Origin of the sequence: Desulforamulus putei DSM 12395, from assembly GCF_900129195.1 — a bacterium.
GTDB lineage: Bacteria > Bacillota > Desulfotomaculia > Desulfotomaculales > Desulfotomaculaceae > Desulfotomaculum > Desulfotomaculum putei.
On record NZ_FQUY01000023.1, the window covers coordinates 19,301 to 43,267 of the forward strand.

Consider the following 23,967-nt stretch of genomic DNA (forward strand, 5'->3'; position numbering starts at 1 on the left):
TGTAAAAACATAGACGGAAAAATTTAGGCAAGGAGTGGGACTGTGTATCGACCTCATACAGGAACCCCACGAAAAAAGAACCACTTGATACAAAGTGTTTTTTTTATTTTACTGGTGGCAGCGGCTGTTTATGTTTTACTCCAGTCACCTTTTTTTGAGATCAAATCCATTACAGTGTACGGTAATCGTCAGTTGACGAAGGAAGAAATTATTCAGTTTTCCGGTATACATATCAATGCCAATATCTTCAAGGTTAACCTGTCCGAGGCGGAAAAAAGGTTGAGCCTGGTTCCGTTCATTAAAAGCTCGGAAATGAAGCGTTCCTTACCAAATAAGATCATTATTACTGTTGTGGAAAGAACGGCTGTGGCGCTTCTGCCGGTACAAAACGGCTTTATTAAAGTGGATGCCGATGGGGTATACTTGCAAAAGGGCCAAATTGCTTCGGCTTTACCCATCATTACCGGTCTGCAGGTAAAAGTAAACGAGCCCGGCAAACCCGTTGTATCGGAAAACCTGCCGGTGGCTTTAAAGACCCTGTCCCAATTACCCCGTTCGTTAGTGATGAAATTATCAGAAATTAATATCAATAAAGCAGGGCAAATCAGCTTGTATACCATCGACGGTGTCCAGGGAAGACTTGGATTGCCCAGGGATATTGAATACAAAGGCGCTGTTTTCCAGCAGGTATTAAACAGCCTGAAGGAGCCCGGCAATGAGATAGAATATGTAGACATATCCAACCCAAGGGTGCCTGTGGTCAAATACTCAAAGCATCAACCGGAGGGCCAACAGTGAAAGTGGAAAAATACCAGTGGGGCATTGTATTGGTCGGCATCGTTTTAGGGTTAATGGTGTCGGTTCAGTATCGGTCTTACAAAGACATTAACGAAACGCCGCCCATCGCCAGAGTACAAGCCCTGTCCAATGAAATTAATCAAAAAAGAGAAGAGCGTAACCGGCTGCAGCAGCGGGTTAACGAATTGCGGGAAAAATTGGATAAAAAGGCTACGGTATCTGATATTAACCACAGTGAACTGGAAACCTACCGGATTATTGCCGGTACCAAAGCGGTAACCGGGCCGGGTGTGGAAGTAACGCTCAATGACAGTAATGTGGCCCTGCCCCCCGGACAGGACCCCAATTTATATGTGCTGCATGATGAAGATGTGCTCCGGGTTATCAATGAATTAAAGGCGGCAGGAGCGGAGGCCATGGCCTTAAACGGTGTCCGATTAATCGCCACCAGTGAGATACGATGTATCGGACCCACCATTCTCACCAACAAGAATAAAAGACTACCTGCTCCCTTTACCATCACTGCCATCGGCAATCCGGAAACCCTGGAAAACTCGCTGTTTATGAAGGGTGGCGTGGTGGAACAACTGAAAATCTGGGGCATCCAGGTACAGGTACGGAAAAAAGCCAGCCTGGAAATTGCCGAGTATACCGGGCCCACCACCTTTGAGTACGCCCGGCCGGTAGAGGAAGAATAAGGCGGGATGGTTATGAATAAAACACTCTATATCTCTATTATGCTGGTTTCGGTGGTTTTGGGAATGATGGTGGCTTTTCAATTCCGGACCACCGGCAGGGTGGATTCCGGCGTTCCCATCGACCGTGTACAACTTCTGACAACCGAGTTAAAACAAATTGAAAAAGAATATAACACGCTGTTAATGGAAGCAAGCGATCTGGAAAGCAAATTGGCCCAGGCGGAAAAGGGCCGACCGGAGGCATCCCAGGCGGTACAGAAGGAATTGCAAAAGGTTCGTCAAATTGCCGGGATGACTAAATTAGAAGGTCCCGGCGTGGAGGTTACCCTGGCGCCTATTAAAAAGGACGACCTGCAAGCCGGAGAAAATCTTTTTACCGTACGGGACGAGGACTTGCTCAGGGTTGTTAACGAACTCAGGGCCGCCGGCGCGGAAGCCCTGTCGATTAACGGTGAGAGAATTATTTCCACCACTGAAATCCGTCTGGCGGGAACTTTCATTGACGTCAACCTGACAAGAATTTCTCCCCCTTATTCTGTGCTGGCCATCGGGGCGCCGGACCAACTGGAGAGCGCCCTGTTAATTAAGGGTGGCCTGGTGGATACCATGCGGGACTGGGGAGTTGCTGTTACCGTGACAAAAAAGGAATCGCTAACGGTACCGGCATATAACCATCGCATTAACATTGAATATGCCAAACCGCTGAAGGAGGAAAAATAACTATGTGGGCAGGTATCTTATTGGCCCTGGTGGGACTGACCCTGGGGGTTATCATAGGTTTAAATGTTCCCATGGTACTACCCCAGGTTTATGCCCAGTACCTGGGGCTGGGGGTCCTGGCAGCATTGGATTCGGTTTTTGGCGGCATTCGCGCAGCCCTGGAAAATCACTATGATAACCGCATTTTTGTGACCGGTTTTTTCAGCAATATTTTACTGGCCGCAGGTTTGGCTTATATCGGCACCAAATTGGGTGTTCCGCTGAGCACAGCGGCAGTGGTGGCCTTTGGCGTGCGTTTATTTCAAAATCTCGCCATTATACGACGGCATTTACTAAAAAAATAAAGTATTTTTGATAGATACGTAAAAGGGAATTTCTATTCTATGTTGAATTTTACATTTTAAGTAAACAGTTGCCTGGGAGGTGCCTGGCTTGGCCAGGAGACATATTGTTGGTGGACTGGATATTGGCACCACAAAAGTGGTGTCAGTGATCGCGGAAGTCAGCCCTAACGGCTACCCTGTCATCAAGGGGTTGGGAGAATGTCCCACCCTGGGAGTTCGTAAGGGTGTGGTTGTTGACAAAGCCTCATTAGGCAAGTCCATCGCCCATGCTGTAGGGTTGTCGCAAGCCATGGCCGGCGAAACCATCAGTGAATTTTATGGTTCCTTTCCGGTTGTTAGTCAACTGACTGGAACTTTGCAGATTACCGATGAGCAGTTATCTGAAAGCATTGCCATGGCAGGGGTGAAAATCCTGCAAGTAATTCCGTCAGTAATTGCTTCAGGTGAAGCAGTTTTGACCGATACTCATAAAAAAATAGGCACGGTGTTAATGGACCTGGGAGGAGCCGTGACCGGTTTAGCGGTTTTTGATCAGGGGGTGCCCGTTTACACCCATTCACTGCCCATTGGCAGTGAACATATTACCAGCGATTTAGCGGTGTGTCTGCGGACCTCTATCAGTGAAGGAGACCGGATCAAGCGGTCCCTGGGTCTGATTGAGCCGGACCCCGCAAGCACTTTGGAAATCAGCGGTGTAGGGGGGCATGAAAGAAGGAAAGTGCCTGCCGGCGCAGCCAGAGATATTATAAAATCACGAATCCAAGAAATTTTTGAGCTGGCCCATCAGGAATTAAGCCAACATTTCAGGCTTGCATCATTAACCGGTGGATTCATTTTGACAGGTGGTGGGTCTTTATTAAAGGGAGTCTTGGATTTGGCCATTTCCCAAATGAATTGTTGCAAGGTGGCAGTTGGTTCCCCCGCCAAGGTAGGTATACCCAGGGAGGAATGGACCAGCCCCGTGTACGCTTCAGCCATTGGACTGGTACTCTATGGAGCCAAACGAAGTACCCGCCGCTCAGGACGCCTTTCCGGATGGCGTGAAGTTTTAGACAGGTTTATGTAAATGAAGCGGCTCGATGGCATAAATACGGAGGAGGATAATCATGCTTGACTTTGAATTGGACCTGGATCATTTTGCGAACATTAAAGTAATCGGTGTCGGGGGCGGCGGCAATAACGCGGTGAACCGCATGATCAGCGCCGGGTTGAAAGGCGTTGAGTTTGTTGCGGTTAATACAGACGCCCAATCACTGTTCTTGTCCCAAAGCAACCACAAAATACAGATTGGCACCAAACTGACCAAAGGTTTGGGTGCCGGAGCCAACCCGGAAATCGGCTGTAAAGCCGCTGAAGAAAGCCGTGACGAAATTATGCAGGCCCTCAAGGGCGCCGACATGGTCTTTGTTACCGCCGGTATGGGCGGTGGCACCGGAACCGGAGCAGCGCCGGTGGTGGCTGAGATTGCCAAAGAACTTGGCGCCCTGACCGTTGGCGTTGTTACCAAACCCTTTACTTTTGAAGGAAGAAAAAGGCTTACCCAGGCGGAACAAGGAATTGAGAATTTAAAGAGTAAAGTGGATACCTTAATTACCATCCCCAACGACCGTCTATTACAGGTCATTGATAAGCATACTTCCATTGTGGAAGCTTTTCGCATCGCCGATGACGTCCTGCGCCAGGGTGTTCAGGGTATTTCCGACCTGATTGCCGTACCCGGCCTGATTAACCTGGATTTTGCCGATGTTAAGACAATTATGAAGGATACCGGTTCTGCTCTGATGGGAATCGGCAGCTCCACCGGAGAGAACAGGGCCACCGAGGCGGCCCGCATGGCCATCTCCAGTCCCCTGTTGGAAACCTCCATTGAGGGTGCCAGGGGCGTATTGTTAAATATTACCGGTGGTTCCTCCCTGGGCCTGTTTGAAGTCAACGAAGCAGCAGAAATTATTGCCCAGGCGGCAGATCCGGAAGCCAACATTATTTTTGGCGCAGTGATTGATGAGAGAATGAACGAAGAAGTACGGGTAACCGTGATTGCCACCGGTTTTGATCACCATGTACCTGCGAGAAAAGAGAAGAAAAAACCGGAAATGGATATTAAGCCCTTTGCCAGCCACGATGACCTGGATATTCCGGCCTTCCTGCGCCGACGTTAAGAATTGGACCTACCCGGATTAACCAGCAGGTTAAACCCATCATTTACTACAAAAATGTAGAACTAACACTAAAAAAACCTGGAATTAATTACCAGATATTGACAAGTTTCCCTGACCCTGGCGTTGTATAATACTGCCAGGGTTTTTTGTTCCTGGTTTAGATGGAATATTTGGCTTAACTGAGCCATATGATGGTATTGACCACCTTTGTGTTTTATGATGGGGTAGGCACAGATGAGACAAGTGGTCTACTTAGATGAAATTATATTTGTAAACTTGGTGATGAACCTTACTGTGCTTTGGCTAACGTCCAGATTTATCGGGAAAAAAGGTTCCCCTGCCAGGATGATAACCGCTGCAGCAGTGGGGTGTATTTATGCCTTGGTGGTTTTTGTCCCCGGTTTGGGCCTGGCGGCTGGCTTGTATGCCAAATTATTGACAGCGGTTATGATGGTTTTAATAGCCTTTGGATTTGCCCCTTGGAAAAAGGTTTTGCGCAGTTTCCTTTATCTTTTGCTGGCTGGTTTTGCCGTGGGCGGGATTGCTTCCGGTCTGCACTACCTGTGGCAAAATACGCTGGTTGTTCAATCAGACGGCCGGTTGGCTGAAATTGGGTACAACAAGTGGCTGGTTTTATCCTGCACCGTAGCTTTGTGTTACTGTGCGGGGAAATGGGGAGCCACCCTCTGGCTCAAGCGTGCAGGACAAACCGCCGATAAAATACCTTTGACTGTCACCCTGTGGGGGAAAAAGGTTTCCCTGGAGGCGCTGGTAGATACCGGCAACCAACTGGTCGATCCCTTGAGTCAGCACCCGGTTGTGATTGTGGAATATGAAGTTTTGAAGCCATTGCTGCCTGAAGAAATTTGCGGGCTTTTCCATGAGGGGAAGACCCGGGACGGGTCTCACATGATCCTGTCCCTGTCCGAAACATCCTACGCCAAACGCCTGAGGTTGATACCCTTTCAGTCCCTGGGCAGGGAGAACGGTATATTATTAGGAATTCGACCGGATGTCATTGAAATCCGCTATAACGATAAAAAGCAGCAGGTTAAAGATGTGGTGGTAGGAATTTATGATCAAAAACTTAGTCCTGAGACCGCCTACAGGGCTTTGCTGCACCCGCAATTGCTGGCTTCTTAGGAGCCTAAGGAATGGGTTCAGGGAGGGAGATGCTTGAAAAACGCCTGGCATTTTAAAATACTGATCCGGCTCTATGTGGCCCGGGTTATTCACTGGCTGGGGTACCGGCAGGAAGTTCATTATGTAGGCAGCAGTGAAGCTTTGCCCCCGCCGCTTTCCAACGATGAAGAGAATGATTTGATTGAGCGGCTGGGCAGCGGGGACGTCAAGGTCAAAAATATACTTATTGAAAGAAACCTGCGGCTGGTGGTGTATATTGCCAGAAAGTTTGAAAATACCGGTGTGGGTATCGAGGACTTGGTATCCATCGGCACCATTGGTTTAATTAAAGCCGTCAACACCTTCGACCCGCATAAAAAAATAAAGCTGGCCACTTATGCTTCCCGATGCATTGAAAATGAAATTTTAATGCATCTGCGAAGAAATAACAAAACCCGTTCGGAAGTTTCCTTTGATGAACCCTTAAATATAGATTGGGACGGTAACGAATTACTCCTGTCCGATGTGCTGGGAACGGAAACGGATATTATTTACAAAAACCTGGAAGAGGAAGTGGACAAGAAGCTGCTGCACCAGGCCCTGCTGAAATTATCCGGTCGTGAGAGGCGAATTATGGAGCTTCGTTTTGGGCTAAACAACGGGTCAGAAAAAACCCAAAAGGAAGTGGCTGATATGTTGGGGATCTCCCAATCTTATATTTCCCGGTTGGAAAAGCGAATTATTAAGCGTTTAAAAAAAGAAATTCATCGCCTGGAGTAATTTGAAAGAGACAGCAATATGGAGAGTTAGCCCTAAAAACAACGTATAGAGGTTGTTTTTGGGGTTTTTTACTGCCCTCGAATACATGTATATAAGAAATTTGCCAAGGTAATAATGAACCTGTAAGGTCAAGAGCAAACGTTTTATCACTGGTACCACCGGTATTAGAAACAACGTTGGGAGGCCGATCAATGCTGGTAAACAAGGTCGAGATCTGCGGAGTGAATACATCCAAACTTCCTGTACTAACAAACAGTCAGATGAGAACTTTGTTTGAAGCAATGCAACAAGGAGATAAGGATGCCAGAAATGAGCTGATTAACGGCAATCTCAGGTTGGTACTCAGTGTTATACAACGTTTTACCAACCGTGGCGAGTATGTGGACGACCTGTTCCAAGTAGGCTGCATCGGCCTCATGAAGGCCATCGATAATTTTGACCTGAGCCAAAACGTAAAATTTTCTACCTATGCAGTGCCTATGATCATCGGTGAAATAAGGAGATACCTGCGTGACAACAACCCCATCCGGGTGAGCAGATCCCTGCGGGATGTTGCTTATAAAGCTTTGCAGGTGAGGGACAGCCTGGTCAATAAATATTCCAGGGAACCCTCCATAAATGAAATTGCCGGAGAACTAAAAATACCCAGGGAAGAAATCATCTTTGCTCTGGATGCCATCCAGGAGCCCATCTCCCTGTTTGAACCCATCTATCATGACGGGGGAGACCCCATTTTTGTGATGGATCAAATCAGTGACGAAAAAAACCAGGACTTAAGCTGGCTTGAGGAGATTTCCATCCGGGATGCCTTAACAAGGCTCAGTGACAGGGAAAAGCATATTTTAACGCTGCGGTTTTTTGAAGGAAAGACACAAATGGAGGTGGCCGAGGAAATCGGCATTTCCCAGGCTCAGGTTTCCCGCCTGGAGAAAGCTGCCCTCAACCACATGCGAAAGTATGTATGATTTGAGAAGTGCGATAAAGAAGTAGGGCTTTGAGGCCCTATTTTTTGTGTAGAAGTAACAAGTTCTTGCATATACATTAATTGGGAGGTGGCAAAATGATCAAGATTTCTGACCTGCGGGTAAGAGAGGTTGTAAATATAGTGGACGGAAGACGGTTGGGACTTATTAAAGACATTGACATTGATTTGGAAGCGGGTCGCATTGCCGCCATCATTTTACCGGGACAAGGCCGCTTCCTGGGTCTTTTCGGGCGGGAAGACGAACTGATTGTCCCCTGGGATAAAATCAAAAAAATCGGCATTGATACCATCCTGGTAGAAATAGCCCCCTATCAGAACCCCGGGGAAGATTCCTTCCGTTATTAAAGCATTTATTATGTTAAGATTTGTTAAAATGTTATGACTGTTTGATAAAGGGCGGAACCCTTGCAAAAATGATTGCATTTTGTCGAAAACTTTAATATACTTAAATTCAGAAAATGGCTGGCTGATTAAAAAAGAATACAGTATATTAGGAAATGTTAATAAATAATTAGCATTTCTTAATTTTTTCTATTTTTGATCAGGGCGGAAGCCACATCTTGAGACGGGAACTGTGGTCAGACCATCATGCCCTCATAATGGTTAGAAAGTAAATTTTATTATAAAGGTTCCAAAAAAATATATCTTAAGAGGTGGATTGCATGAGCGCCGTACAAGCGAAGATTCCTATGAAAGACGCTTACAGTGAATTTAAAGGGGAAGCTTTGTACGAAAAATTTAAAACCGCTGCCGAAGCATTATCCGCGGAAGTACACAGGGCGGCCAATCTGGAGGAGGCTCGTCAACTGGTTGCCAAATTAATTGGTGAATTGAAGATTGAGAAGGCTGTTTATGCTTCTTCCCCGTTGGTTGACGAAGTGGATATAAAAGCTATCGGGAGCAAACTGGGCATTGTAATGACCGATGAGAATTTACGGCAGAACGCTGCGGACGCCGGTCTGGGCATTTCCCAACTGGACTATGCCATTGCTGAAATCGGTACGCTGGTAGGCAATGCCACCAGTATTGAAAGCCGCATGGTATCCATTCTGCCGCCGGTTCACATGGTATTTGTGCGGACCAAAAACCTTTTGCCCACTCTGTTAGATGCCATTGCTGTTTACAATAAAAACCTTGGCGAGCTTCCCAAATACCTCACCTTTGTCAGTGGTCCCAGCCGTACCGCGGACATTGAAAGGGTACTCACCATTGGCGTGCATGGTCCTGGAAGATTAATCATCGTGTTTATTGACTAGGAGGTACAACATGGCGACAGCAAAATTAAAGCAAGAAATTAATGCTGCCCTGCAAAAAGATAACTTAAAGGGTGCCCTGGGCCGTTTCGGGGAAGCCTATCCCGCCGCCCGCGAGAAGGCCTATGAAGGTAAGGATTTTGAAGCAATTCGCGAAAAAATTCGCATTGCTAAAAGCTACGCTGCAGAAAACATGGAGAAACTGGCTGACCAGTTTGCTGCCAATGCAGAGAAAAACGGCGCCATCGTGTTCCGGGCGAAAACCGCCCAGGAAGCCAAGGAATACATTCTTAAGGTGGCCAGGGAGAACAATGTAAACCACATTATTAAGTCCAAGTCCATGGCTTCTGAAGAAATTCACCTCAACAAGTTCCTGAATGAAAACGGCATTCAGGATGTTGCGGAATCCGACCTGGGTGAATGGATTATTCAGCTCTGCGGCCAGCGTCCGTCTCATATGGTGATGCCCGCCATTCACATGACCCGTGGTGAAGTGGCTGAGGTTTTCTCCAAGGAAGTTAATGAAAACCTGGAGCCGGATATTCCCAAACTGGTTAAAGTGGCCAGGGAGAACCTGCGTAACAAATTCCTGCGGGCCGAAATGGGTATTTCCGGCGCCAACATTGCCGTGGCTGAAACCGGCACCATCGTGATGTGCACCAACGAAGGGAACGGCCGTCTGACCACCACCGTACCTCCGATACACGTTGTTCTGGTGGGTATAGAAAAACTGGTGGCGAAGTTTGAAGATGTAGGCCCCATCCTGGAAGCCCTGCCCCGCAGCGCCACCGGTCAGAAACTGACCAGTTATGTAACCATGATGACCGGGCCCACCGCCGCCATTGACATGGACGGCAACATCATCGAGCAAAAGCAAATGCACATTGTGCTGATGGATAACGGTCGCACCGAAATGCGTAACGACCCCATTTTCAAACAAGCCCTGCAGTGTATCCGCTGTGCTTCCTGCCTCAACGTATGCCCCGTATTCCAGCAGGTGGGCGGACACGTGTATGGCGACGTGTACACCGGCGGTATCGGCACCATTCTGACTGCTTTCTTGAACAGCTTTGAAAAAGCCGGCGAACTGCAAAACCTCTGTCTGCGCTGCGAGCGCTGCAAGACTTTCTGTCCCGGTAAGGTTGACATTCCCAGCCTGATTGTGGAACTGCGCCGCCGTACCGTGAAGAAAGACGGACTGCCTATGGGTCAAAAGTTAATTCTGGAGAAGGTGCTGACCAACCGTAAACTGTTCCATTCCTTGATCAGAACCGCCTCCCTGGCCCAAAAACCCTTTGTAAAGGGTAATATGATTCGTCACCTGCCCCTGTTCTTCTCCGGTCTCACCGAAGGCCGCAGCCTGCCTGCGGTTGCTTCTACACCGCTGCGTGACAGGGTCGGACACTCGGTACCCAGGGGTAAAGTAAAGGCCAGGGTTGCTTACTACGCCGGCTGCCTGGGCGACTTTGTCTATCCCGAACAGGGTGAAGCCGCCTACAAGGTGCTCAACAAAATGGGCATGGAAATTGTATTCCCCCTGGAGCAAACCTGCTGCGGTATTCCCGCCAGCCAGATGGGTGCTCCGGAGGTTGCCGTAAAATTGGCCAAGCAGAACATCGAGGCCTTTGAAAAGGAAAATGTGGACTACATTGTTTCCCTGTGCCCCACCTGCGTGGAGGTGCTGAAACACCACTACCTGGATCACTTCAAGGATGACCCGGCCTGGAGAGCCCGGGCCGAGAAAATTGCTGCCAAAGTCATTGATTTCGCTTCCTTCGTAGCCAAGCACGGCAAGGATCTCAAATTTAAGGGTCTGGGCATCAATGCAACCTACCACGATTCCTGTCACATGAAGCGGGCCCTGGGTGTTTGGCAAGAGCCCCGGGAGCTGCTGAGCAAGGCAGGGGTCAACATTACCGAAATGAAGGGCTGTGACGAGTGCTGCGGCTTCGGTGGTTCATACTCCATTAAGATGCCGGAAATCTCTCTGGCCATCCTGGACAAGAAACTGGCCAATGCCGAAGCCACCGGCGCCGGTGTACTGGCTCTGGACTGCCCCGGTTGCAAAATGCAGATCAGCGGCGGCCTGGACGCCAAGGGCAAAAACATGGCCGTTAAGCACACCGCCGAACTGCTGGCAGAAGCTTTAAAAGAATAGTCTATAGAATAGAGGTTGGGAGTAAGTCCCGGCCTCTTTTTTGCTTCTTTATTTCTGGTCATGGCCATCGGCCCTCAGCCCTCGGCCTTCGGCTTTTCTTAAGTATCACTAAATGTACACAGAACAAATTTTATTAAACCAAATACTCCACCCTGGCTGCCGGAAAGTACCGGTTCACCAGATTTTCCATGTGTTCCTTTACCTCGGCCAGACTTTCCTTCGGGTATACGTACTTGCCGTAACCGAACTGGCCGTACTTGAATTGACGCTTTTCTTCATCCATATCCAGCCGGGAATGGGGGAAGATCTCGTTAATGTTATTTTTTGCCCGCCGGGTAAAGCGGTGGGTGATAAACTCAAAGGTCAGGTCCTGTCGGGACAGAGGGTCCAATACCCGGTCCAGTTCCTGGAAGAGTTCGCTGTAACCCTGCTGCCAGCCGTCATACAGTATGATGGGAGCCACCAGGAAACCCAGGGGGTAGCCAGCCCCGGCCACTTTGCCGGCAGCGGCTGCCCGTTCCTGCATGGAAGGGGTACCGTGCTCAAAATTTTTTATGACGGGTTCGGCGTTAAGACTGAAGCGGAACCGGGTACGGCCGTTGTGTTTGGCATCCAGCAGGGAATCCACATCGGTAAACTTGGTTACAAAGCGGAACCGGGCGTGTTCTTGCCGGCCAAAGAACTCAATGATCTGCCTTAAAGCGCCGGTATACCGCTCCACGGGGATGGGGTCTGAAGTGGCAGCCCCTTCAAAAACGGTTTCTCCGGGCAGGCGCTCTTTTATGTAGGACTTAGCCCTGTCTAATATTTCTTCGATGTTAACATATACCCTGAGATAAGGCTTCTTCCCCAGATTGGTCAGTAAATAGCAGTATTCGCATTTGCCGGGACAACTGGTCACCAGAGGGAGCTGGTAGTGGGCCGAAGGCTTGCAGGTTTGAAATTCTTTTCCCCTTCTTATCCCCACCACCAGGGTGCGCTTGGCTTCCATAAAGGCTTCCTGGGCCGTCTTGCCCGGGATGCCGGTAACCCGGTTGTGGGCGCCGGTCACCGTGACCGGGATCCCCTCGGACCGGAAGCGGTCCCGCAGCCTGCGGCCCAGTTCATACTCCAAAGCCGCCGGTTCGATAAAAACCCTTTTAGGAATAAAAATATTGGTTGCTGTGTTTTTTTTCAGTGTAGTGTTTGCCATCATATCTTCCTTTTTCATATTTATTTGATTTTATTTAAGTATTTCGCAGGTCTTTTGGATTATGTAACAGGGGACCCGCGTCCTGTTTTTTTATTTTTTCCATGGATGTTAAAAACGGGAGGAAATGAAAGGTAAGAACAACCATACCGTATAGATTGGTAAAATTTACTGATAAGCGGCATTGACTCTCAATATATGGTATTTTATAATTAGTCTGCCCACAACATATTGTTACAATTATATTACCATTGTGAAGTAAACCCTATATCTTGGGGGTGACCGTAAGTGCGTTGTCCCTTTTGCAGTTTTCCGGAGAGCCGGGTGTTAGACTCCAGGCCGGCCGATGAAGGCAACAGTATCCGGCGCCGCAGGGAATGCGGTGAGTGTGGTAAAAGGTTTACCACCTATGAAAGGGTGGATGAACGACCCCTGGTGGTGGTGAAGAAGGACGGGCGGCGGGAGGTCTTTGACCGTAGCAAGTTGCTGGCCGGGTTAATGAAGGCCTGTGAAAAAAGGCCCGTACCCCTTCAGAAAATTGAAGATACTGTTCATTACATCGAGCGGGAACTGCGCAGCCACATGGAACTGGAAGTACCCAGCCATGTGGTGGGGGAACTGGTGATGAACCGGCTGCTGGAACTGGACGAGGTGGCCTATATTCGGTTTGCCTCGGTTTACCGGCGGTTTGGTGATATCCAGAGTTTTCTCCAGGAAGTGGAGAAACTGTTAAAGAGTAAGGAGATAAAGGGGGCCCTGTAGAGATGTTTACCAAGATTAGGAAAAGGGACGGCCGGGAAGTGGCCTTTGATGAAACCAAAATCACCGACGCTATCTTTAAAGCGGCCAAAGCGGTAGGCGGTGAAGACCGTCAAACGGCCATGGAACTCACCCTGGAAGTCTTGAAAATGCTCAAGAAACAATATAACGGTCATATATTTGGCGTGGAAGAAGTTCAGGATATTGTGGAAAAGGTGCTGATCGAGGCAGGTCATGCCCGTACCGCCAAAGCTTATATTTTGTACCGTCACCAGCGGACCCGCCTGCGGGAGGCCAAAAGCGACCTGATGGATGCGGTGGAGGAAATCCTGGAAGAAACCAACCGGGAAAACGCCAACGTATCGAACTCACCCTCCGCCAAGATGCTGCAGATCGCCAGCGCAGCCAGCAAGAAGTATTATTTAAGCCGGTTAATTCCTGAAGAAATGTCCCAGGCCCATGTCAGGGGAGATATACATATTCATGATCTTGAGTTTTATGGAAAAACTTTGACTTGCCTTCAAATCCCATTAGGAAAATTGCTAAAAGAAGGATTTAATACCGGGCATGGTTATATTCGGCCGCCCAGGCGTCCTACTTCGGCCACTGCATTAGCCGCAATTATTTTACAGAGTTCTCAAAACGACATGCACGGCGGACAGTCTTTTGCTTTCTTTGACCGTGACCTTGCACCCTATGTGGAAGATGCCAGTGATCATGAGACCTACCAGGCCATGGAGGCCCTGATCTATAACTTGAACAGCATGCATAGCCGGGCCGGCGCCCAGGTGCCTTTCTCCAGCCTGAACCTGGGAACTGAAACATCCGAAGCGGCACGGAAGGTAATCCGAAACCTGCTGTTAGCCTATGAGGCCGGTCTGGGACGGGGAGAAAACCCCATCTTCCCTAACATCATCTTCAAAGTAAAGGAAGGCATTAACCTGAACCCCGGCGATCCTAACTATGATTTATTTCAGTTAGCCATTCGGGTATCCTCCAAGCGTTTAAATCCCACCTTTAGCTTTATGGATTCTTCCTTCAACAGCGAATACGGCGATCAGGTGGGTTACATGGGATGCCGGACCCGGGTAATTGCTAACCGCCGGGGGCCTGCGGTTACCGACGGCCGGGGGAACCTGTCCTTTACCACCATCAATTTACCCAGGATTGCCATTAAGGCCGAACGCAACCTGGATAAGTTTTACCGGTTACTGGATGAAACCCTGGATTTGGCCTGCCGCCAGTTGTATCATCGCTTCCGGGTGCAAGCCAAACTCAAAGTGAAGGATATGCCCTTTATCATGGGGCAGGGCCTGTATCTGGGTTCCCAGGGGCTCAAACCGGACGATGTCATTGAAGATGTGATTAAACACGGCACCCTGTCGCCCGGCTTCATCGGCCTGGCCGAAGCCCTGGTGGCGCTGACCGGCCAGCATCACGGTCAAAGTGAGGAAGCCCAGGCGCTGGGTCTGGAAATCGTTTCTTATCTGCGCCGCAAGGTTGATGAGGCTGCTGAGCAATACAACCTCAACTATACCCTGCTGGCCACCCCGGCAGAAAGTGTGTCGGGCCGGTTTGCCAAGCTGGATCGCAAAGAATTTGGCATTATTCCCGGTGTTACCGATAAAGCTTACTACACCAACTCCTTCCATGTGCCCGTGGGCTATCCCATCGGCATCTTCGAAAAAATCTCTCTGGAGGGGCCTTATCATAAATTCTGCAATGCCGGGCACATCAGTTACATCGAAATGGCTTCACCGCCGCTGCACAATCCCCAGGCTGTGGAGGCCATTATCAAACACATGCGGGCCAGCGACATGGGCTATGCCGCCATCAACTTCCCGGTGGACTATTGCACTTCCTGCAATGTCACCGGTGTTATCAACCAGGACAGCTGCCCGCGCTGCGAATCCCCGGAAATTCGCCGGGTTCGCCGTATCACCGGCTACCTCAGCACCGTAGACCGGTTTAACGATGCCAAAGTGGCGGAACTAAAGGACAGAGTGGTACACTCCGGGTTTGATCTAAGGGATTAGGTGAGAATTAGGAGGTGCATCCCCTTGACCGTTAAACTTCGCCTGGGGGGCATCGTCACCAACAGCGTGGTGGACGGCCCCGGACTGCGGACGGTGGTGTTCCTGCAGGGGTGTCCCCGCCGCTGTCCGGGCTGCCATAATCAAGAACTGCTGGATGCAGAGGGCGGCAGGGAAGTGACCGTCGAGGAAGCCCTGCAGGAAATCAAGGCTACCATTTCTCCCATTACCCAGGGCATTACCTTCTCCGGCGGAGACCCGCTGCTGCAGCCGGAGGCAGTGTACAGCCTGGCTAACGGGTTGAAAAAACAATTTCCCCGGCTGGATATCTGGTTGTACACCGGCTACCGGTACGAGGAAATAAAAAACCTGCCGGTGTTGGAGCTGGTGGATGTCCTGGTGGACGGGCCCTTTGAACAGGATAAAAAGGATCTGGCCCTGGCCTTCAGGGGCTCATCCAATCAGCGGCTGATTGACATTCCCCAAAGCCGGCAAGCCGGTCGAGTGGTGGAATGGCGGCTGCCTGTATGGGATCCGGTTATTTATCATGTCCATGATCCGGTGAAAGGGTAGCAAAACGGGCGGCGGGAGGTGAAAAAAGGGATGCCGGATTTTCATGCCACAGAACTGTACCAGATCACAAAATGCAGAGATTGTCCCAACGCTGTGGTGAATACGGAACAAATGGCAAAGGCCTGTGCCGAGCTTTTTAAAGAGATGGATTTCACCGGCTGGCAATTGGCCCGACTGGGGGGAGCCAAACCTAAACACCACGATATTTTTAGTGTGGCCATCGCCGGCTGCCCCAACTCCTGCAGTCAGCCCCAGATTAAGGATTTTGGCCTGCAGGGGCAGGCCGTACCCGAGGTGGGGGAAGGTTGTACCGGCTGCGGTCTGTGTGTGGCAGCCTGCCCGGATCAGGGCATCCTGCTGGGGGAGAAAGGACCGCAAATTGATCCTTCCCTGTGCCTCAATTGCGGTAAATGTGCCAGGTGTTGTCCGACCGGCGCCATTACCATCAGCAAACAAGGTTATAGAGTGATGCGGGGCGGTAAGCTGGGGCGCCGGCCAAGGCTGGCCGAGGAAGTATGTTCCCTGACTGATGAACAGGGGGCTTTGCAATGGCTTCGGCAAACCATTGAATTATTGAAGACAGAAGGGCGCCCCGGGGAGAGAGAGAGATTGGGCGCTTTATTAGAGCGAATCGGAAAGAAAAATAATAAAGATAAACCAAAATAGTTCTCGACATTTGTCGGGTGTTGTCATATAATTGAGCATGTGCATATTGCACACCCGCCTTTTATTTTGTTAAACTCGGCCTTTTTGCCGAGTCTTTTTATTTAAATAAAAATGTCATAAAAATTTAATTTTTGCGAAAAAGGTTTTTATATATAAACATCTAATTAACCCCTTAGAATTAACAAGTTAGATTAACCAGGGGGGATTCATGATGGAAAACAGTGTAGGCGGCGTGGTCATTGTTGTGGAAGATCGTGCGAGGCTGGCCCCAAAGGTAAATGCCATTCTGACGGAGTACGGGGATCTCATAGTGGGCCGGGTGGGACTGCCATACCGGGAAAAGAATAAATACGTCATTACCATTGTTGTGGACGGCGACGTTGCGGTGGTTAAGGACATGGTCAGCAAACTGGAAAGCCTGGGAGAAATTCAGGTCAAGCTGGCCCTGAGCGGTATTTGTAATCCATAGGTTGTGTTGTTAAGGAGGTGTCGTGCAAACACCTCTTTTTTATCAGCATGTACGTAGCGTTGGGGGCTGAAAATGGATTTATTGAAAACGCTGGAGAGATTGCAGGAAGAAAAACCCGAAGTGGCCGCAGCCATCGGTCATTTACGGCAGGCCGTTTTGGCAAATTCCTCACTGGATGCCAAAACCGCCAACCTGGTGGCCATTGGGATTGCCACGGCCATGCGAAATCAGGATGCTTTAATGGGACATATTAAAATGGCTAAAGCGGCAGGGGCCGGCAAGGATGAGGTAATAGGTGCTATTCTCCTGGCCATTCCCTCCAGTGGTGTACCGGGAGCTCTGGCCGCCCTGTCCCTGGCCTGGGAACTTTATGAAGAATAGGCTTTTGCTTTTGGAAGCAAAGGCTAAGCCAAAAGCCAATGGCCATTCAAATATGCCTTGGTCAACAAGCTTTTACATTTTTAAACTACAGGTCTGTACCCTGGAGAACGGTACAGGCCTGTTTTTTACGGCTTGGGCAAATTGGCCGAAAGACCTAGCGCTGCCCTTTTCTTTTCTATATGTTCAATATAAATGTCGGCCGCCTTTTCCGCATCCAGTTCAATCATTACTTTACCGAGACCCAGGGTTTCGGTGGTTTCGGTAAGGGTTTTTACCACCACTTCGCTGCCGGTCACCGAGGGAACCGGGGCCACGTGGACCAGCCAGCCCATGGCCACGGCGGTGCAGGCATCGGCCACCGCCTTTTGCTCCAGGTACTCGGGGGCGCCAATGACCAGCGGCAGTGCATTGGTGTCCACATCCAGGGCATCGGCCAACTCCATGGCGGTGTGGGTCATTTTGCCGATATCCACGCAGGCGCCGTAGGACAGCACCGGGGGAATGCCCAGGGACCGGCAGACCTGTCGCAATCCGTTGCCTGCTTCGTTGGCAGCCTCCGGCCGGCACAGGCCTGTATACTCAAAGACCGCCGATACACAGCCGCCGGACAGCACCAGAACATCCCGTTCCATGAGGGCTTTGGCCAGTTTGAAGGCATTGCTGCCGCCCTGGCCGTACCTGGCGGTGGTGCAGCCCACCAATGTGGCAATACCACGGATATTGCCGTTGGCAATTTGATCAATCAAGGGCTGCCAGTTGCCGCCCAGGGCCTTTTTCACGGACTCGGTGGAGAAGCCCACCATGCATTCGCTGACGTGTGGTGGTATATAGACATTGCGGTTTTCTGCTTTTCTCTTCTTGAAGGATTCGATGGCCCGCTCCAGGCATTCCTCCGCCTGTTTTTTCATCTGCTCCGGTTTGAAATCCAGCGCTTCGGTGTCCGGGAAGCGAATGACCGGGTCCACACTCAACAGTTTGGCGCCAAAACGCCGGGCAAACAGGGGCAGGGTGGGAACGGTGCAGTTATAATCAAACATAAACAGATCCACGCAGCCAGTGGCCAGCAGGTATTCCTCGGACAGCCATTCGCCTTCCTGGCCGGCCAGGGCGGGCATGTTGTGGGAGCCGGAGTAATTTATGAGCTGCTGGCCTTCGCAGACGTGTCCCATCACCTGAATTCCTGCAGCCCCGGCCTCTCTGGCTTTTTGCTGCCACTGTTCGGTGGAGGCCAGGTCGATGACCACATGGGCCAGCAAAGGCATATGGCCGTTGGTGATAATGTTTACCTTGGCAGGATCCAGCAGGCCCATGTTCATCTTGCGGTGGGTGATCTCCTGGGTTCCCATGAGGATCTCCTGCAGGAGGTCAAGGGCCCACAGGCCCTGGAATTCGTTGGCCACTCCCAGGCGCACGCAGGTCAGCAGGAAATCCACCGGGTCGGCGCCCAGGTTGGTCATGCACTTGGTCTGGGCAAAGCCCACCTCGGAAAAGGCGCCGCCGGGGAAGAGGCCCAGCTTCCGCCACAGTTCCTTACGGCGTGCCGGGGCAAAGGCTTCCACCAGTTTGGATGCCTGGAAATGGGGCCGGTGGATGTCTTCAATAAAGAAATCGGCAAATTCCACCGCCAACTGTTCGATGGGCTTGTTGGTGTCCATACCCAGAAAGTGAGCATATTTCTTCAGTTTTTCCGGTTCCCGGATTGTCAGGCCGCTTTCCGGATGGGAACCGGCCGCTCTCAAGGTACGGGCCGCCTGCAGGGCATGGTAGCAGTTAGCTGCCGTGCCGATGGTGGTATGACGGTAGGTGAAATTCCGGGCTACCATCACGTGGGCGTCGACACCGCAAACGCCTCGCTGGGCCTTCTTGCTAATCCGGCAAGGACCGTTGGCGCAGAGCTGGCAGGAAAGGCCGGGGGCACAGAAGTTGCACTGGGGCTGCTGCTCAGAAAAACGGTCAAAAACATTGGTTAATCCCTGGTTGTGCACCACCTGGTACATTTCCCGCATGGCCGGGTCCACAATGACATTTAAAGGGTAACCCTCCCTGGACTGATCATCCTTTTTAATATGCTCCCGCTGCCAGCGGTACAGCTCTTCCCCCCGGGGCGAAGGCTCAAACTTCCGGTAATCATAGGGCACTTCGGTCTTGTTGCGGTCCCGGTGAGCGCCGGGATCGTTGGTGTCGGCCCGGTGGGTGGGATCGCTGTTGTGTATCAGGGTATCGTAGTTTTCATTGTTCTTATCAGACATAATGACCCCCCTTATGATTTTCTGGTCTGATTATTCCCAGTGAAGGGACAATTATGCAATGAAGATAAATGAAAAGCACCGTGTGATGAACACGATGCCTTTGTTATTTCAATAAATTTTCTAATTTATTTTTGTCCAGGACCATAATTTGCTGCCGGTCCACGTCAATGGCGCCGGCCCGCTTGAAACTGTTTAACATCCGGTTGATGGTTTCCCGGGTACTGCCGGTGAGGTTGGCCAGTTCCTGGTTGGTGAGGTTAAAGTTAATCAGGGTGCCCCCGGGTTTTTGAATGCCATGTTCTTCGGCCATTTTAATCAGGGTATAGGCCAGTCGCCGGGCGGTATCGTGAAGGGCCAAATTCATAACTTTTTCCTGAGCGGCCCGCAGGCGCCGGGACATGATACGCAGCATCTCCACAGCGATACCGGGGTTTTGACTGATCAACCTTTCAATGTCCTGGTTGCGCAGGACCCCCACCACGCAATCCTCCTGTACTTCAGCGGTGGCAGGGTAGTTTCCGCCGTCAAACAGGACCACTTCCGCAAAGACCTCGCCGGGGTTCACAAAATGCAGAATGTGTTCCCGGCCGTCTTCCAACCTCCTGGTAAGTTTAATTAAACCGGATTTTAAAATGTAGAGGGCTTCCCCCGGTTCCCCCTCCATAAAGATGAAGCGGCCTTTTTGATAGCTGCGCTCCAGCAGCAGGTTGGAGATTTCCCGCAACTGACTTTCGGGCAAACCGTAAAACAGCGGAATCTTTGCTAGATACTTTACATTATTCTCCAATACCAACTCCCCCTACCAGCGTATGCTGCAGAATCTCCTGCGGAAGGTTTGGATTACCGTGGACTGGCTGTCCCAGCCATGGGGCTTCCGGTTAAACCCTCCAAAAACCTCCACTTCATCAAAGCCGGCTGTATGTAAAAAACTTTCTAATTCCGCCCTGGTTAAGGGACGCAGGGGAACCTGGCCGCTGCCCAAACTGTGCTGGCTGCCGTTGCTGTCGTTTTTAATCAGAGAGGTTTTAAAGTCGATCAAGCCGTCGGGCCGGAAATCATACTGCCGGGTAAAAATAATTCCTGCCTGCTTGTTAACAATATCCGGCAGTTGAGTGATGTTGCCCTTTAAAATGCGGTCGTAGTTTACCGTTTGCAGGATCAGTGTACCCCCGTGGTAAAGGTGTTCTTTCATTTGGGTAAGGGCGGTTATAATGTCTTTGTCCGTTAGCAGGTGGACCAGTGAATTGCCGATACAGATTACTGCATCAAATTTGCCCTCAATGTCTTCCAGATTTCTCATATCCCCGGTACGGAAATCCACGGCCAGCCCTTCCTTACGGGCTTTCTCTCGGGCCAATTTAATCATGTCCGGTTCGTAATCCACGCCCACCACACTGAGGCCCCACCTGGCAAACTCCAGCGAATAATTCCCCGAACCGCAGGCCAGGTCCAAAACCCGGCTGACACCAAGGTCGCCAAAGACCTGCCGGAAAAATTTTAACTGTTCTTCTCCCGCCGGAAAAATATCATCGTAATACTGGCTCAGGTCTTTATACATATTGCACCTCAATGTTTTTATTAATATTGTGCCCCCGCAATTTTTTCTCAGCGGTTGTTTTCATTGTAATAGAAGGAGAAAAATATGGCAATCATGGGGGATAAATGAATACAATTAATCTTTTTGCTACAGATTAGCTGTCAAAACTATAACAGAAAAGGGGGCACATATGAATAAAACCCTGCTACATACCTCCTGATTATCATAGGAGTCTTACTTTTGCTCAGCCCGCTGATTACCCAAATACCACCCCTGCAGGGAAAGCTGGACGGTCCGGGGTTTTGCGGTTCCTGCCACCTGATGGACCCGTGGGTGGAGACCTGGAGTCACAGCGCATACAGGGAGGTGGCCAGCTGCAGTGATTGTCACATCCTCCATGACGTAATCAGAGGCGCCTACTATAAAGCCTTTGTGGGTGTGCGAGACACCGTCGACATGGTGCTGGGCACCTGGCCCGCTCCCATCAAGTTAAGCAGTCATGGCGGGGTGGTGACACAGGAAAATTGCTACCGCTGCCATAGTACCGTTATCAGCAACCAAACTGCTGAAAGCCCAGCACCCTGACTACGAATTTTCCCAGGGCGGTGTACACAATGCGGCCGGGGTCTCCTGTGCCGATTGTCATATGCCTTACATGAAAAACGCAGTTTTGACTTTAAAGTGGAAGAAGGGGAGAGAATTTTCCTGGGAGGGCCTGCTCGCCTTGAACTGGAGGTCCACTGGCCCAGGTACTTCGTATTTAGTCAAGGTGTTCCCTTTACCATGGGGATCGCTGAACTGGGTGAACCGGTAAGACTGTTGAACAAGGAAGTAGTCTTTACAAACCGTATACCCTATACCGGGTTGCAGGTAAAAAAAGACCCCGGTTTGCCATTGATTTGGGCCGGCTTTATTCTTTTCCTCATCGCCCTGCCCGTGCGCCTGTATGTGAGACTCGATGAAATCTGGCTGGCCGAAATTGGTATTTTGCATCACTTTTGAGAGAAGTGACTGAGGGTTTATCAAGAGCCGTATACGAGGCCCGTACGTACGGTTCTGTGAGGGGGCTAACGCCGTAGTAAATTACTACGACGTTACTCTACTCGATTGTCCTATTATTAACCTCCCGGCTCCTTCCTTCATAAGATGTCACAGAGACTATTTTACCGAAAGGAAGGGACAGAGATGGCTGTATATATTGTTCAACCGGGGGATACCCTTTCTGGAATTGCAGCAAGATTTAATACCACCGTGGAAGAGCTTCAACGCCTGAATAATATTGCAAACCCTAACCTTATATTTGTCGGTCAGCAAATAACGGTGCCTGATACTGTTGCACCGAGTCCCACACCCACACCTTCGCCGGAAGAAACTTCCGGGGAAACTGAACAGGTAACCCGGCAATACAGCAGTATTGTTCGCGCGCTGGTAGGAAGGAGGCCCTATACAGCAAGAATCGTAGACGGACTTCTCTATATCTTGATGTTGGATCAACGGGTTTACCGGCAGGGGCAGGGCGTAAGGATCACCTTATTTAAAGTAAATATCAGTAACCGGACCATCACGTTACGCTATAATACCGGCCAGCGATTTGAACTGGTTGTGCGCAGAGCTGCGGACAATGTAGAGGTTTGGCGTTATTCCCGGGGGCGTTTCTTTACCCAGCAAACGGGCACTGTTACCATCCAACCAAATCAATATGCAATATATCGGTTCACCTGGGATCAAATGAATAATTTAGGGAGACAGGTGAGACCCGGGGACTATGTCTTAGAGGCTTTCAATGTAGCCCGGGGTTTGCAAAACATTCCTATAAGAATTCGATTCAGGATTCGCGAGGGGGATGTCACCCCTACACCTGCCCCAACTGTTCCGCCCATTGAGTGCACCGGAGAAAACTTGCTGCGGAACCCGAATTTCGAAAGCTGGATCAGCGCCACCCAGCCCCGAGATTGGAACGCCACCAACGTACGCCGCTCCGAGGTCGCTTTCACCGGCAGATTTGCGGTGGAAATGGGGAACATCCCGGACGAACCGGCCACCCTGTCTCAGACCTTTGCCATCGTTCCGGGCAGCAACAACCGGGTCAGCTTCCGGGTGGCCGAGGATGTAGAGGGTTCCAGGATGGGTAACTTCAACTTCGGCGTTCAGGTCTTCTTCCGCAACCGGGCCGGTACGGTGGTAGGCGTGGCGCCCCAGGGCCCCTTCTCCCCGGCCTTGATCGAAGATGAGGTTTACGAATTGTTTAGCTTTACCACCGGTCGAGTGCCTGCCACAGCAGTGGCCGCGGAATTACGCTTTACCTTTGACCCCCGCGCCACCAACCGAAGCCGCATTCGTATTGACAGCGCTGAATTCCGCTGTCTGAGTCTTTAAAAAAATCCCCAGGGGTTTCATAACCCCCTGGGGATTAATGTTTGCAGGCGCTGCAGTTGCTGGAAGTGCAGCCTTTGCAGCTGTCGCCCCGGCTGCCGGCCAGCGCGCCGGGGTTATTGACAATAAAACCGGACATGACCCTGGTGGGGCCGGGGGCCTGGCAGGCAGGGCAGGTCAGGTTTTGACCGTTTTCCCCCATGGCACAGAGTTTTTGAAACTTGTGATGGCATTTACCGCAGCGAAATTCATATATAGGCATGGATCAAACACCTGGTTCAAAAAAGTTTACAATACCTAACAATAGTTAGATTTTTGTAAACCCGGCCCCCCATGACCAGGCTTTACACCTCCATGAAAAATTTTCCCTGGGGTGACAGGGGGCCTCGGCCCCAGGAGTCTCACCCGGACGGAAAAACAGCGCTTTACGGGCACAAAACGCGGCCATATGGAAAACCACGGGGGTTTCCGTCTTGCGTTGACCGTCCAGCGAAAGCCTTGCGGCTCTGCTTCCCGCGATCTGTTAGATGCGGCCTACCGGTTGTTCCCGTACTCCGGCTAAACGGGGTCACCTACTTGATAAAGCAAGGTGCTTCAAGTCATGCCAGACAGAGTAAAACGATTCCTGTTTGAAACGGGTCAACCCGTTGTGTACAGAAATCTTTCCGTCCAGCCGCTTGAAGAGTTGCTTCACCTTTCGGGTCATCCCTCTTCCTTCCCC

Annotated in this window: 26 protein-coding genes and 1 pseudogene; 22 read left to right on the forward strand and 5 right to left on the reverse strand. The window is 50.5% G+C overall.

What is annotated here, in order from left to right:
* Nucleotides 1-42 precede the first annotated feature (42 nt).
* The 12 genes from BUB67_RS12815 (at nucleotide 43) to ldhH (ending at nucleotide 11,017) form a co-directional block, all read left to right on the forward strand.
* Nucleotides 43-798, forward strand: coding sequence for a cell division protein FtsQ/DivIB (locus BUB67_RS12815; protein WP_073239814.1), 756 nt, complete (start codon nucleotides 43-45; stop codon nucleotides 796-798).
* Entirely contained in the window at nucleotides 795-1,496 is a 702-nt protein-coding gene (locus BUB67_RS12820) for a DUF881 domain-containing protein (protein ID WP_073239815.1), read from the forward strand. Before BUB67_RS12815 ends, BUB67_RS12820 begins: the two co-directional genes overlap by 4 nt.
* 12 nt (nucleotides 1,497-1,508) lie before the next feature.
* Nucleotides 1,509-2,216, forward strand: coding sequence for a DUF881 domain-containing protein (locus tag BUB67_RS12825; protein WP_084127739.1), 708 nt, complete (start codon nucleotides 1,509-1,511; stop codon nucleotides 2,214-2,216).
* A 2-nt stretch (nucleotides 2,217-2,218) separates the two neighbouring features.
* A complete protein-coding gene (locus BUB67_RS12830; RefSeq protein ID WP_073239817.1) occupies nucleotides 2,219-2,560 on the forward strand; it encodes a small basic family protein in 342 nt (113 codons plus the stop codon).
* A 79-nt stretch (nucleotides 2,561-2,639) separates the two neighbouring features.
* Nucleotides 2,640-3,626: a cell division protein FtsA gene (locus BUB67_RS12835; RefSeq protein ID WP_238457053.1), complete on the forward strand. Its 987-nt coding sequence runs from the start codon at nucleotides 2,640-2,642 to the stop codon at nucleotides 3,624-3,626.
* Nucleotides 3,627-3,666: 40 nt separating this feature from the next.
* The gene (ftsZ, locus tag BUB67_RS12840) at nucleotides 3,667-4,719 is read left to right on the forward strand and encodes a cell division protein FtsZ (protein ID WP_073239819.1); all 1,053 of its coding nucleotides are present in this window, start codon (nucleotides 3,667-3,669) and stop codon (nucleotides 4,717-4,719) included.
* 234 nt (nucleotides 4,720-4,953) lie between these two features.
* Nucleotides 4,954-5,862, forward strand: a complete 909-nt coding sequence (spoIIGA, locus tag BUB67_RS12845) for a sigma-E processing peptidase SpoIIGA (protein ID WP_073239820.1) — start codon at nucleotides 4,954-4,956, stop codon at nucleotides 5,860-5,862.
* Nucleotides 5,863-5,895: 33 nt separating this feature from the next.
* Nucleotides 5,896-6,621 carry an RNA polymerase sporulation sigma factor SigE gene (sigE, locus tag BUB67_RS12850; RefSeq protein WP_073239821.1) on the forward strand — a complete coding sequence of 242 codons (726 nt, stop codon included), beginning with the start codon at nucleotides 5,896-5,898 and terminating at the stop codon, nucleotides 6,619-6,621.
* A gap of 191 nt (nucleotides 6,622-6,812) precedes the next feature.
* The gene (gene sigG, locus BUB67_RS12855; protein ID WP_073239822.1) at nucleotides 6,813-7,586 is read left to right on the forward strand and encodes an RNA polymerase sporulation sigma factor SigG; all 774 of its coding nucleotides are present in this window, start codon (nucleotides 6,813-6,815) and stop codon (nucleotides 7,584-7,586) included.
* 95 nt (nucleotides 7,587-7,681) lie between these two features.
* Entirely contained in the window at nucleotides 7,682-7,951 is a 270-nt protein-coding gene (locus BUB67_RS12860; protein ID WP_073239823.1) for a YlmC/YmxH family sporulation protein, read from the forward strand.
* A gap of 317 nt (nucleotides 7,952-8,268) precedes the next feature.
* Nucleotides 8,269-8,862 carry a LutC/YkgG family protein gene (locus tag BUB67_RS12865; protein WP_073239824.1) on the forward strand — a complete coding sequence of 198 codons (594 nt, stop codon included), beginning with the start codon at nucleotides 8,269-8,271 and terminating at the stop codon, nucleotides 8,860-8,862.
* A 10-nt stretch (nucleotides 8,863-8,872) separates the two neighbouring features.
* On the forward strand, nucleotides 8,873-11,017 hold the full coding sequence (ldhH, locus tag BUB67_RS12870; RefSeq protein ID WP_073239825.1) for an L-lactate dehydrogenase (quinone) large subunit LdhH: 2,145 nt from the start codon (nucleotides 8,873-8,875) through the stop codon (nucleotides 11,015-11,017).
* A 133-nt stretch (nucleotides 11,018-11,150) separates the two neighbouring features.
* Here ldhH and splB read toward each other — a convergent pair whose 3' ends face one another.
* Nucleotides 11,151-12,209 (reverse strand): spore photoproduct lyase, encoded by a 1,059-nt coding sequence (gene splB / locus BUB67_RS12875; RefSeq protein WP_073239826.1) that lies wholly within the window; start codon nucleotides 12,207-12,209, stop codon nucleotides 11,151-11,153.
* Nucleotides 12,210-12,494: 285 nt separating this feature from the next.
* Between splB and nrdR the strand changes: the two genes are divergently transcribed.
* The 6 genes from nrdR (at nucleotide 12,495) to BUB67_RS12905 (ending at nucleotide 17,087) form a co-directional block, all read left to right on the forward strand.
* A complete protein-coding gene (gene nrdR, locus BUB67_RS12880) occupies nucleotides 12,495-12,968 on the forward strand; it encodes a transcriptional regulator NrdR (RefSeq protein ID WP_073239827.1) in 474 nt (157 codons plus the stop codon).
* Nucleotides 12,969-12,970: 2 nt separating this feature from the next.
* Entirely contained in the window at nucleotides 12,971-15,001 is a 2,031-nt protein-coding gene (nrdD, locus tag BUB67_RS12885; protein ID WP_073239828.1) for an anaerobic ribonucleoside-triphosphate reductase, read from the forward strand.
* Nucleotides 15,002-15,025: 24 nt separating this feature from the next.
* Nucleotides 15,026-15,571 (forward strand): anaerobic ribonucleoside-triphosphate reductase activating protein, encoded by a 546-nt coding sequence (gene nrdG / locus BUB67_RS12890; protein WP_073239829.1) that lies wholly within the window; start codon nucleotides 15,026-15,028, stop codon nucleotides 15,569-15,571.
* A gap of 30 nt (nucleotides 15,572-15,601) precedes the next feature.
* Complete coding sequence (locus BUB67_RS12895; RefSeq protein ID WP_073239830.1) at nucleotides 15,602-16,237, forward strand: 4Fe-4S dicluster domain-containing protein; 636 nt, start codon at nucleotides 15,602-15,604, stop codon at nucleotides 16,235-16,237.
* Nucleotides 16,238-16,445: 208 nt separating this feature from the next.
* Nucleotides 16,446-16,706 (forward strand): TM1266 family iron-only hydrogenase system putative regulator, encoded by a 261-nt coding sequence (locus BUB67_RS12900; RefSeq protein WP_238457054.1) that lies wholly within the window; start codon nucleotides 16,446-16,448, stop codon nucleotides 16,704-16,706.
* Nucleotides 16,707-16,778: 72 nt separating this feature from the next.
* The gene (locus BUB67_RS12905) at nucleotides 16,779-17,087 is read left to right on the forward strand and encodes a carboxymuconolactone decarboxylase family protein (RefSeq protein WP_073239832.1); all 309 of its coding nucleotides are present in this window, start codon (nucleotides 16,779-16,781) and stop codon (nucleotides 17,085-17,087) included.
* A 125-nt stretch (nucleotides 17,088-17,212) separates the two neighbouring features.
* Here BUB67_RS12905 and cooS read toward each other — a convergent pair whose 3' ends face one another.
* The 3 genes from cooS to BUB67_RS12920 form a co-directional block, all read right to left on the reverse strand.
* The gene (cooS, locus tag BUB67_RS12910; protein WP_073239833.1) at nucleotides 17,213-19,336 is read right to left on the reverse strand and encodes an anaerobic carbon-monoxide dehydrogenase catalytic subunit; all 2,124 of its coding nucleotides are present in this window, start codon (nucleotides 19,334-19,336) and stop codon (nucleotides 17,213-17,215) included.
* A gap of 103 nt (nucleotides 19,337-19,439) precedes the next feature.
* Complete coding sequence (locus BUB67_RS12915; protein ID WP_073239834.1) at nucleotides 19,440-20,123, reverse strand: Crp/Fnr family transcriptional regulator; 684 nt, start codon at nucleotides 20,121-20,123, stop codon at nucleotides 19,440-19,442.
* A 12-nt stretch (nucleotides 20,124-20,135) separates the two neighbouring features.
* Nucleotides 20,136-20,894 carry a class I SAM-dependent methyltransferase gene (locus tag BUB67_RS12920; protein WP_073239835.1) on the reverse strand — a complete coding sequence of 253 codons (759 nt, stop codon included), beginning with the start codon at nucleotides 20,892-20,894 and terminating at the stop codon, nucleotides 20,136-20,138.
* Between the two features lie 219 nt (nucleotides 20,895-21,113).
* Between BUB67_RS12920 and BUB67_RS12925 the strand changes: the two genes are divergently transcribed.
* From BUB67_RS12925 to BUB67_RS12940, 4 genes and pseudogenes are all read left to right on the forward strand, one after another.
* Nucleotides 21,114-21,458, forward strand: coding sequence for a NapC/NirT family cytochrome c (locus BUB67_RS12925; protein ID WP_073239836.1), 345 nt, complete (start codon nucleotides 21,114-21,116; stop codon nucleotides 21,456-21,458).
* Nucleotides 21,436-21,534 (forward strand): annotated as a pseudogene (locus BUB67_RS16965) (ammonia-forming cytochrome c nitrite reductase subunit c552); the annotation flags it as partial. The gene BUB67_RS12925 and the pseudogene BUB67_RS16965, both read left to right, overlap by 23 nt.
* A gap of 122 nt (nucleotides 21,535-21,656) precedes the next feature.
* Nucleotides 21,657-21,875, forward strand: coding sequence for a cytochrome c biogenesis ResB family protein (locus BUB67_RS16970; protein WP_073239837.1), 219 nt, complete (start codon nucleotides 21,657-21,659; stop codon nucleotides 21,873-21,875).
* Between the two features lie 183 nt (nucleotides 21,876-22,058).
* On the forward strand, nucleotides 22,059-23,249 hold the full coding sequence (locus BUB67_RS12940) for a BsuPI-related putative proteinase inhibitor (RefSeq protein ID WP_073239838.1): 1,191 nt from the start codon (nucleotides 22,059-22,061) through the stop codon (nucleotides 23,247-23,249).
* A 34-nt stretch (nucleotides 23,250-23,283) separates the two neighbouring features.
* Here BUB67_RS12940 and BUB67_RS12945 read toward each other — a convergent pair whose 3' ends face one another.
* Nucleotides 23,284-23,508 (reverse strand): FmdB family zinc ribbon protein, encoded by a 225-nt coding sequence (locus BUB67_RS12945; RefSeq protein ID WP_073239839.1) that lies wholly within the window; start codon nucleotides 23,506-23,508, stop codon nucleotides 23,284-23,286.
* Nucleotides 23,509-23,967: the final 459 nt, after the last annotated feature.

Coding starts and splice junctions, on each gene's coding strand:
- BUB67_RS12865 (WP_073239824.1), top strand. CDS start 8,269: ATGAGCGCCGTACAAGCGAAGATTCCTATGAAAGACGCTTACAGTGAA.
- BUB67_RS12945 (WP_073239839.1), bottom strand. CDS start 23,508: ATGCCTATATATGAATTTCGCTGCGGTAAATGCCATCACAAGTTTCAA.
- nrdD (WP_073239828.1), top strand. CDS start 12,971: ATGTTTACCAAGATTAGGAAAAGGGACGGCCGGGAAGTGGCCTTTGAT.
- BUB67_RS12895 (WP_073239830.1), top strand. CDS start 15,602: ATGCCGGATTTTCATGCCACAGAACTGTACCAGATCACAAAATGCAGA.
- BUB67_RS12860 (WP_073239823.1), top strand. CDS start 7,682: ATGATCAAGATTTCTGACCTGCGGGTAAGAGAGGTTGTAAATATAGTG.
- BUB67_RS12825 (WP_084127739.1), top strand. CDS start 1,509: ATGAATAAAACACTCTATATCTCTATTATGCTGGTTTCGGTGGTTTTG.
- BUB67_RS16970 (WP_073239837.1), top strand. CDS start 21,657: ATGGGGATCGCTGAACTGGGTGAACCGGTAAGACTGTTGAACAAGGAA.
- ldhH (WP_073239825.1), top strand. CDS start 8,873: ATGGCGACAGCAAAATTAAAGCAAGAAATTAATGCTGCCCTGCAAAAA.
- cooS (WP_073239833.1), bottom strand. CDS start 19,336: ATGTCTGATAAGAACAATGAAAACTACGATACCCTGATACACAACAGC.
- BUB67_RS12900 (WP_238457054.1), top strand. CDS start 16,446: ATGATGGAAAACAGTGTAGGCGGCGTGGTCATTGTTGTGGAAGATCGT.
- spoIIGA (WP_073239820.1), top strand. CDS start 4,954: ATGAGACAAGTGGTCTACTTAGATGAAATTATATTTGTAAACTTGGTG.
- splB (WP_073239826.1), bottom strand. CDS start 12,209: ATGGCAAACACTACACTGAAAAAAAACACAGCAACCAATATTTTTATT.
- BUB67_RS12830 (WP_073239817.1), top strand. CDS start 2,219: ATGTGGGCAGGTATCTTATTGGCCCTGGTGGGACTGACCCTGGGGGTT.
- ftsZ (WP_073239819.1), top strand. CDS start 3,667: ATGCTTGACTTTGAATTGGACCTGGATCATTTTGCGAACATTAAAGTA.
- BUB67_RS12940 (WP_073239838.1), top strand. CDS start 22,059: ATGGCTGTATATATTGTTCAACCGGGGGATACCCTTTCTGGAATTGCA.
- BUB67_RS12905 (WP_073239832.1), top strand. CDS start 16,779: ATGGATTTATTGAAAACGCTGGAGAGATTGCAGGAAGAAAAACCCGAA.
- sigG (WP_073239822.1), top strand. CDS start 6,813: ATGCTGGTAAACAAGGTCGAGATCTGCGGAGTGAATACATCCAAACTT.
- BUB67_RS12920 (WP_073239835.1), bottom strand. CDS start 20,894: ATGTATAAAGACCTGAGCCAGTATTACGATGATATTTTTCCGGCGGGA.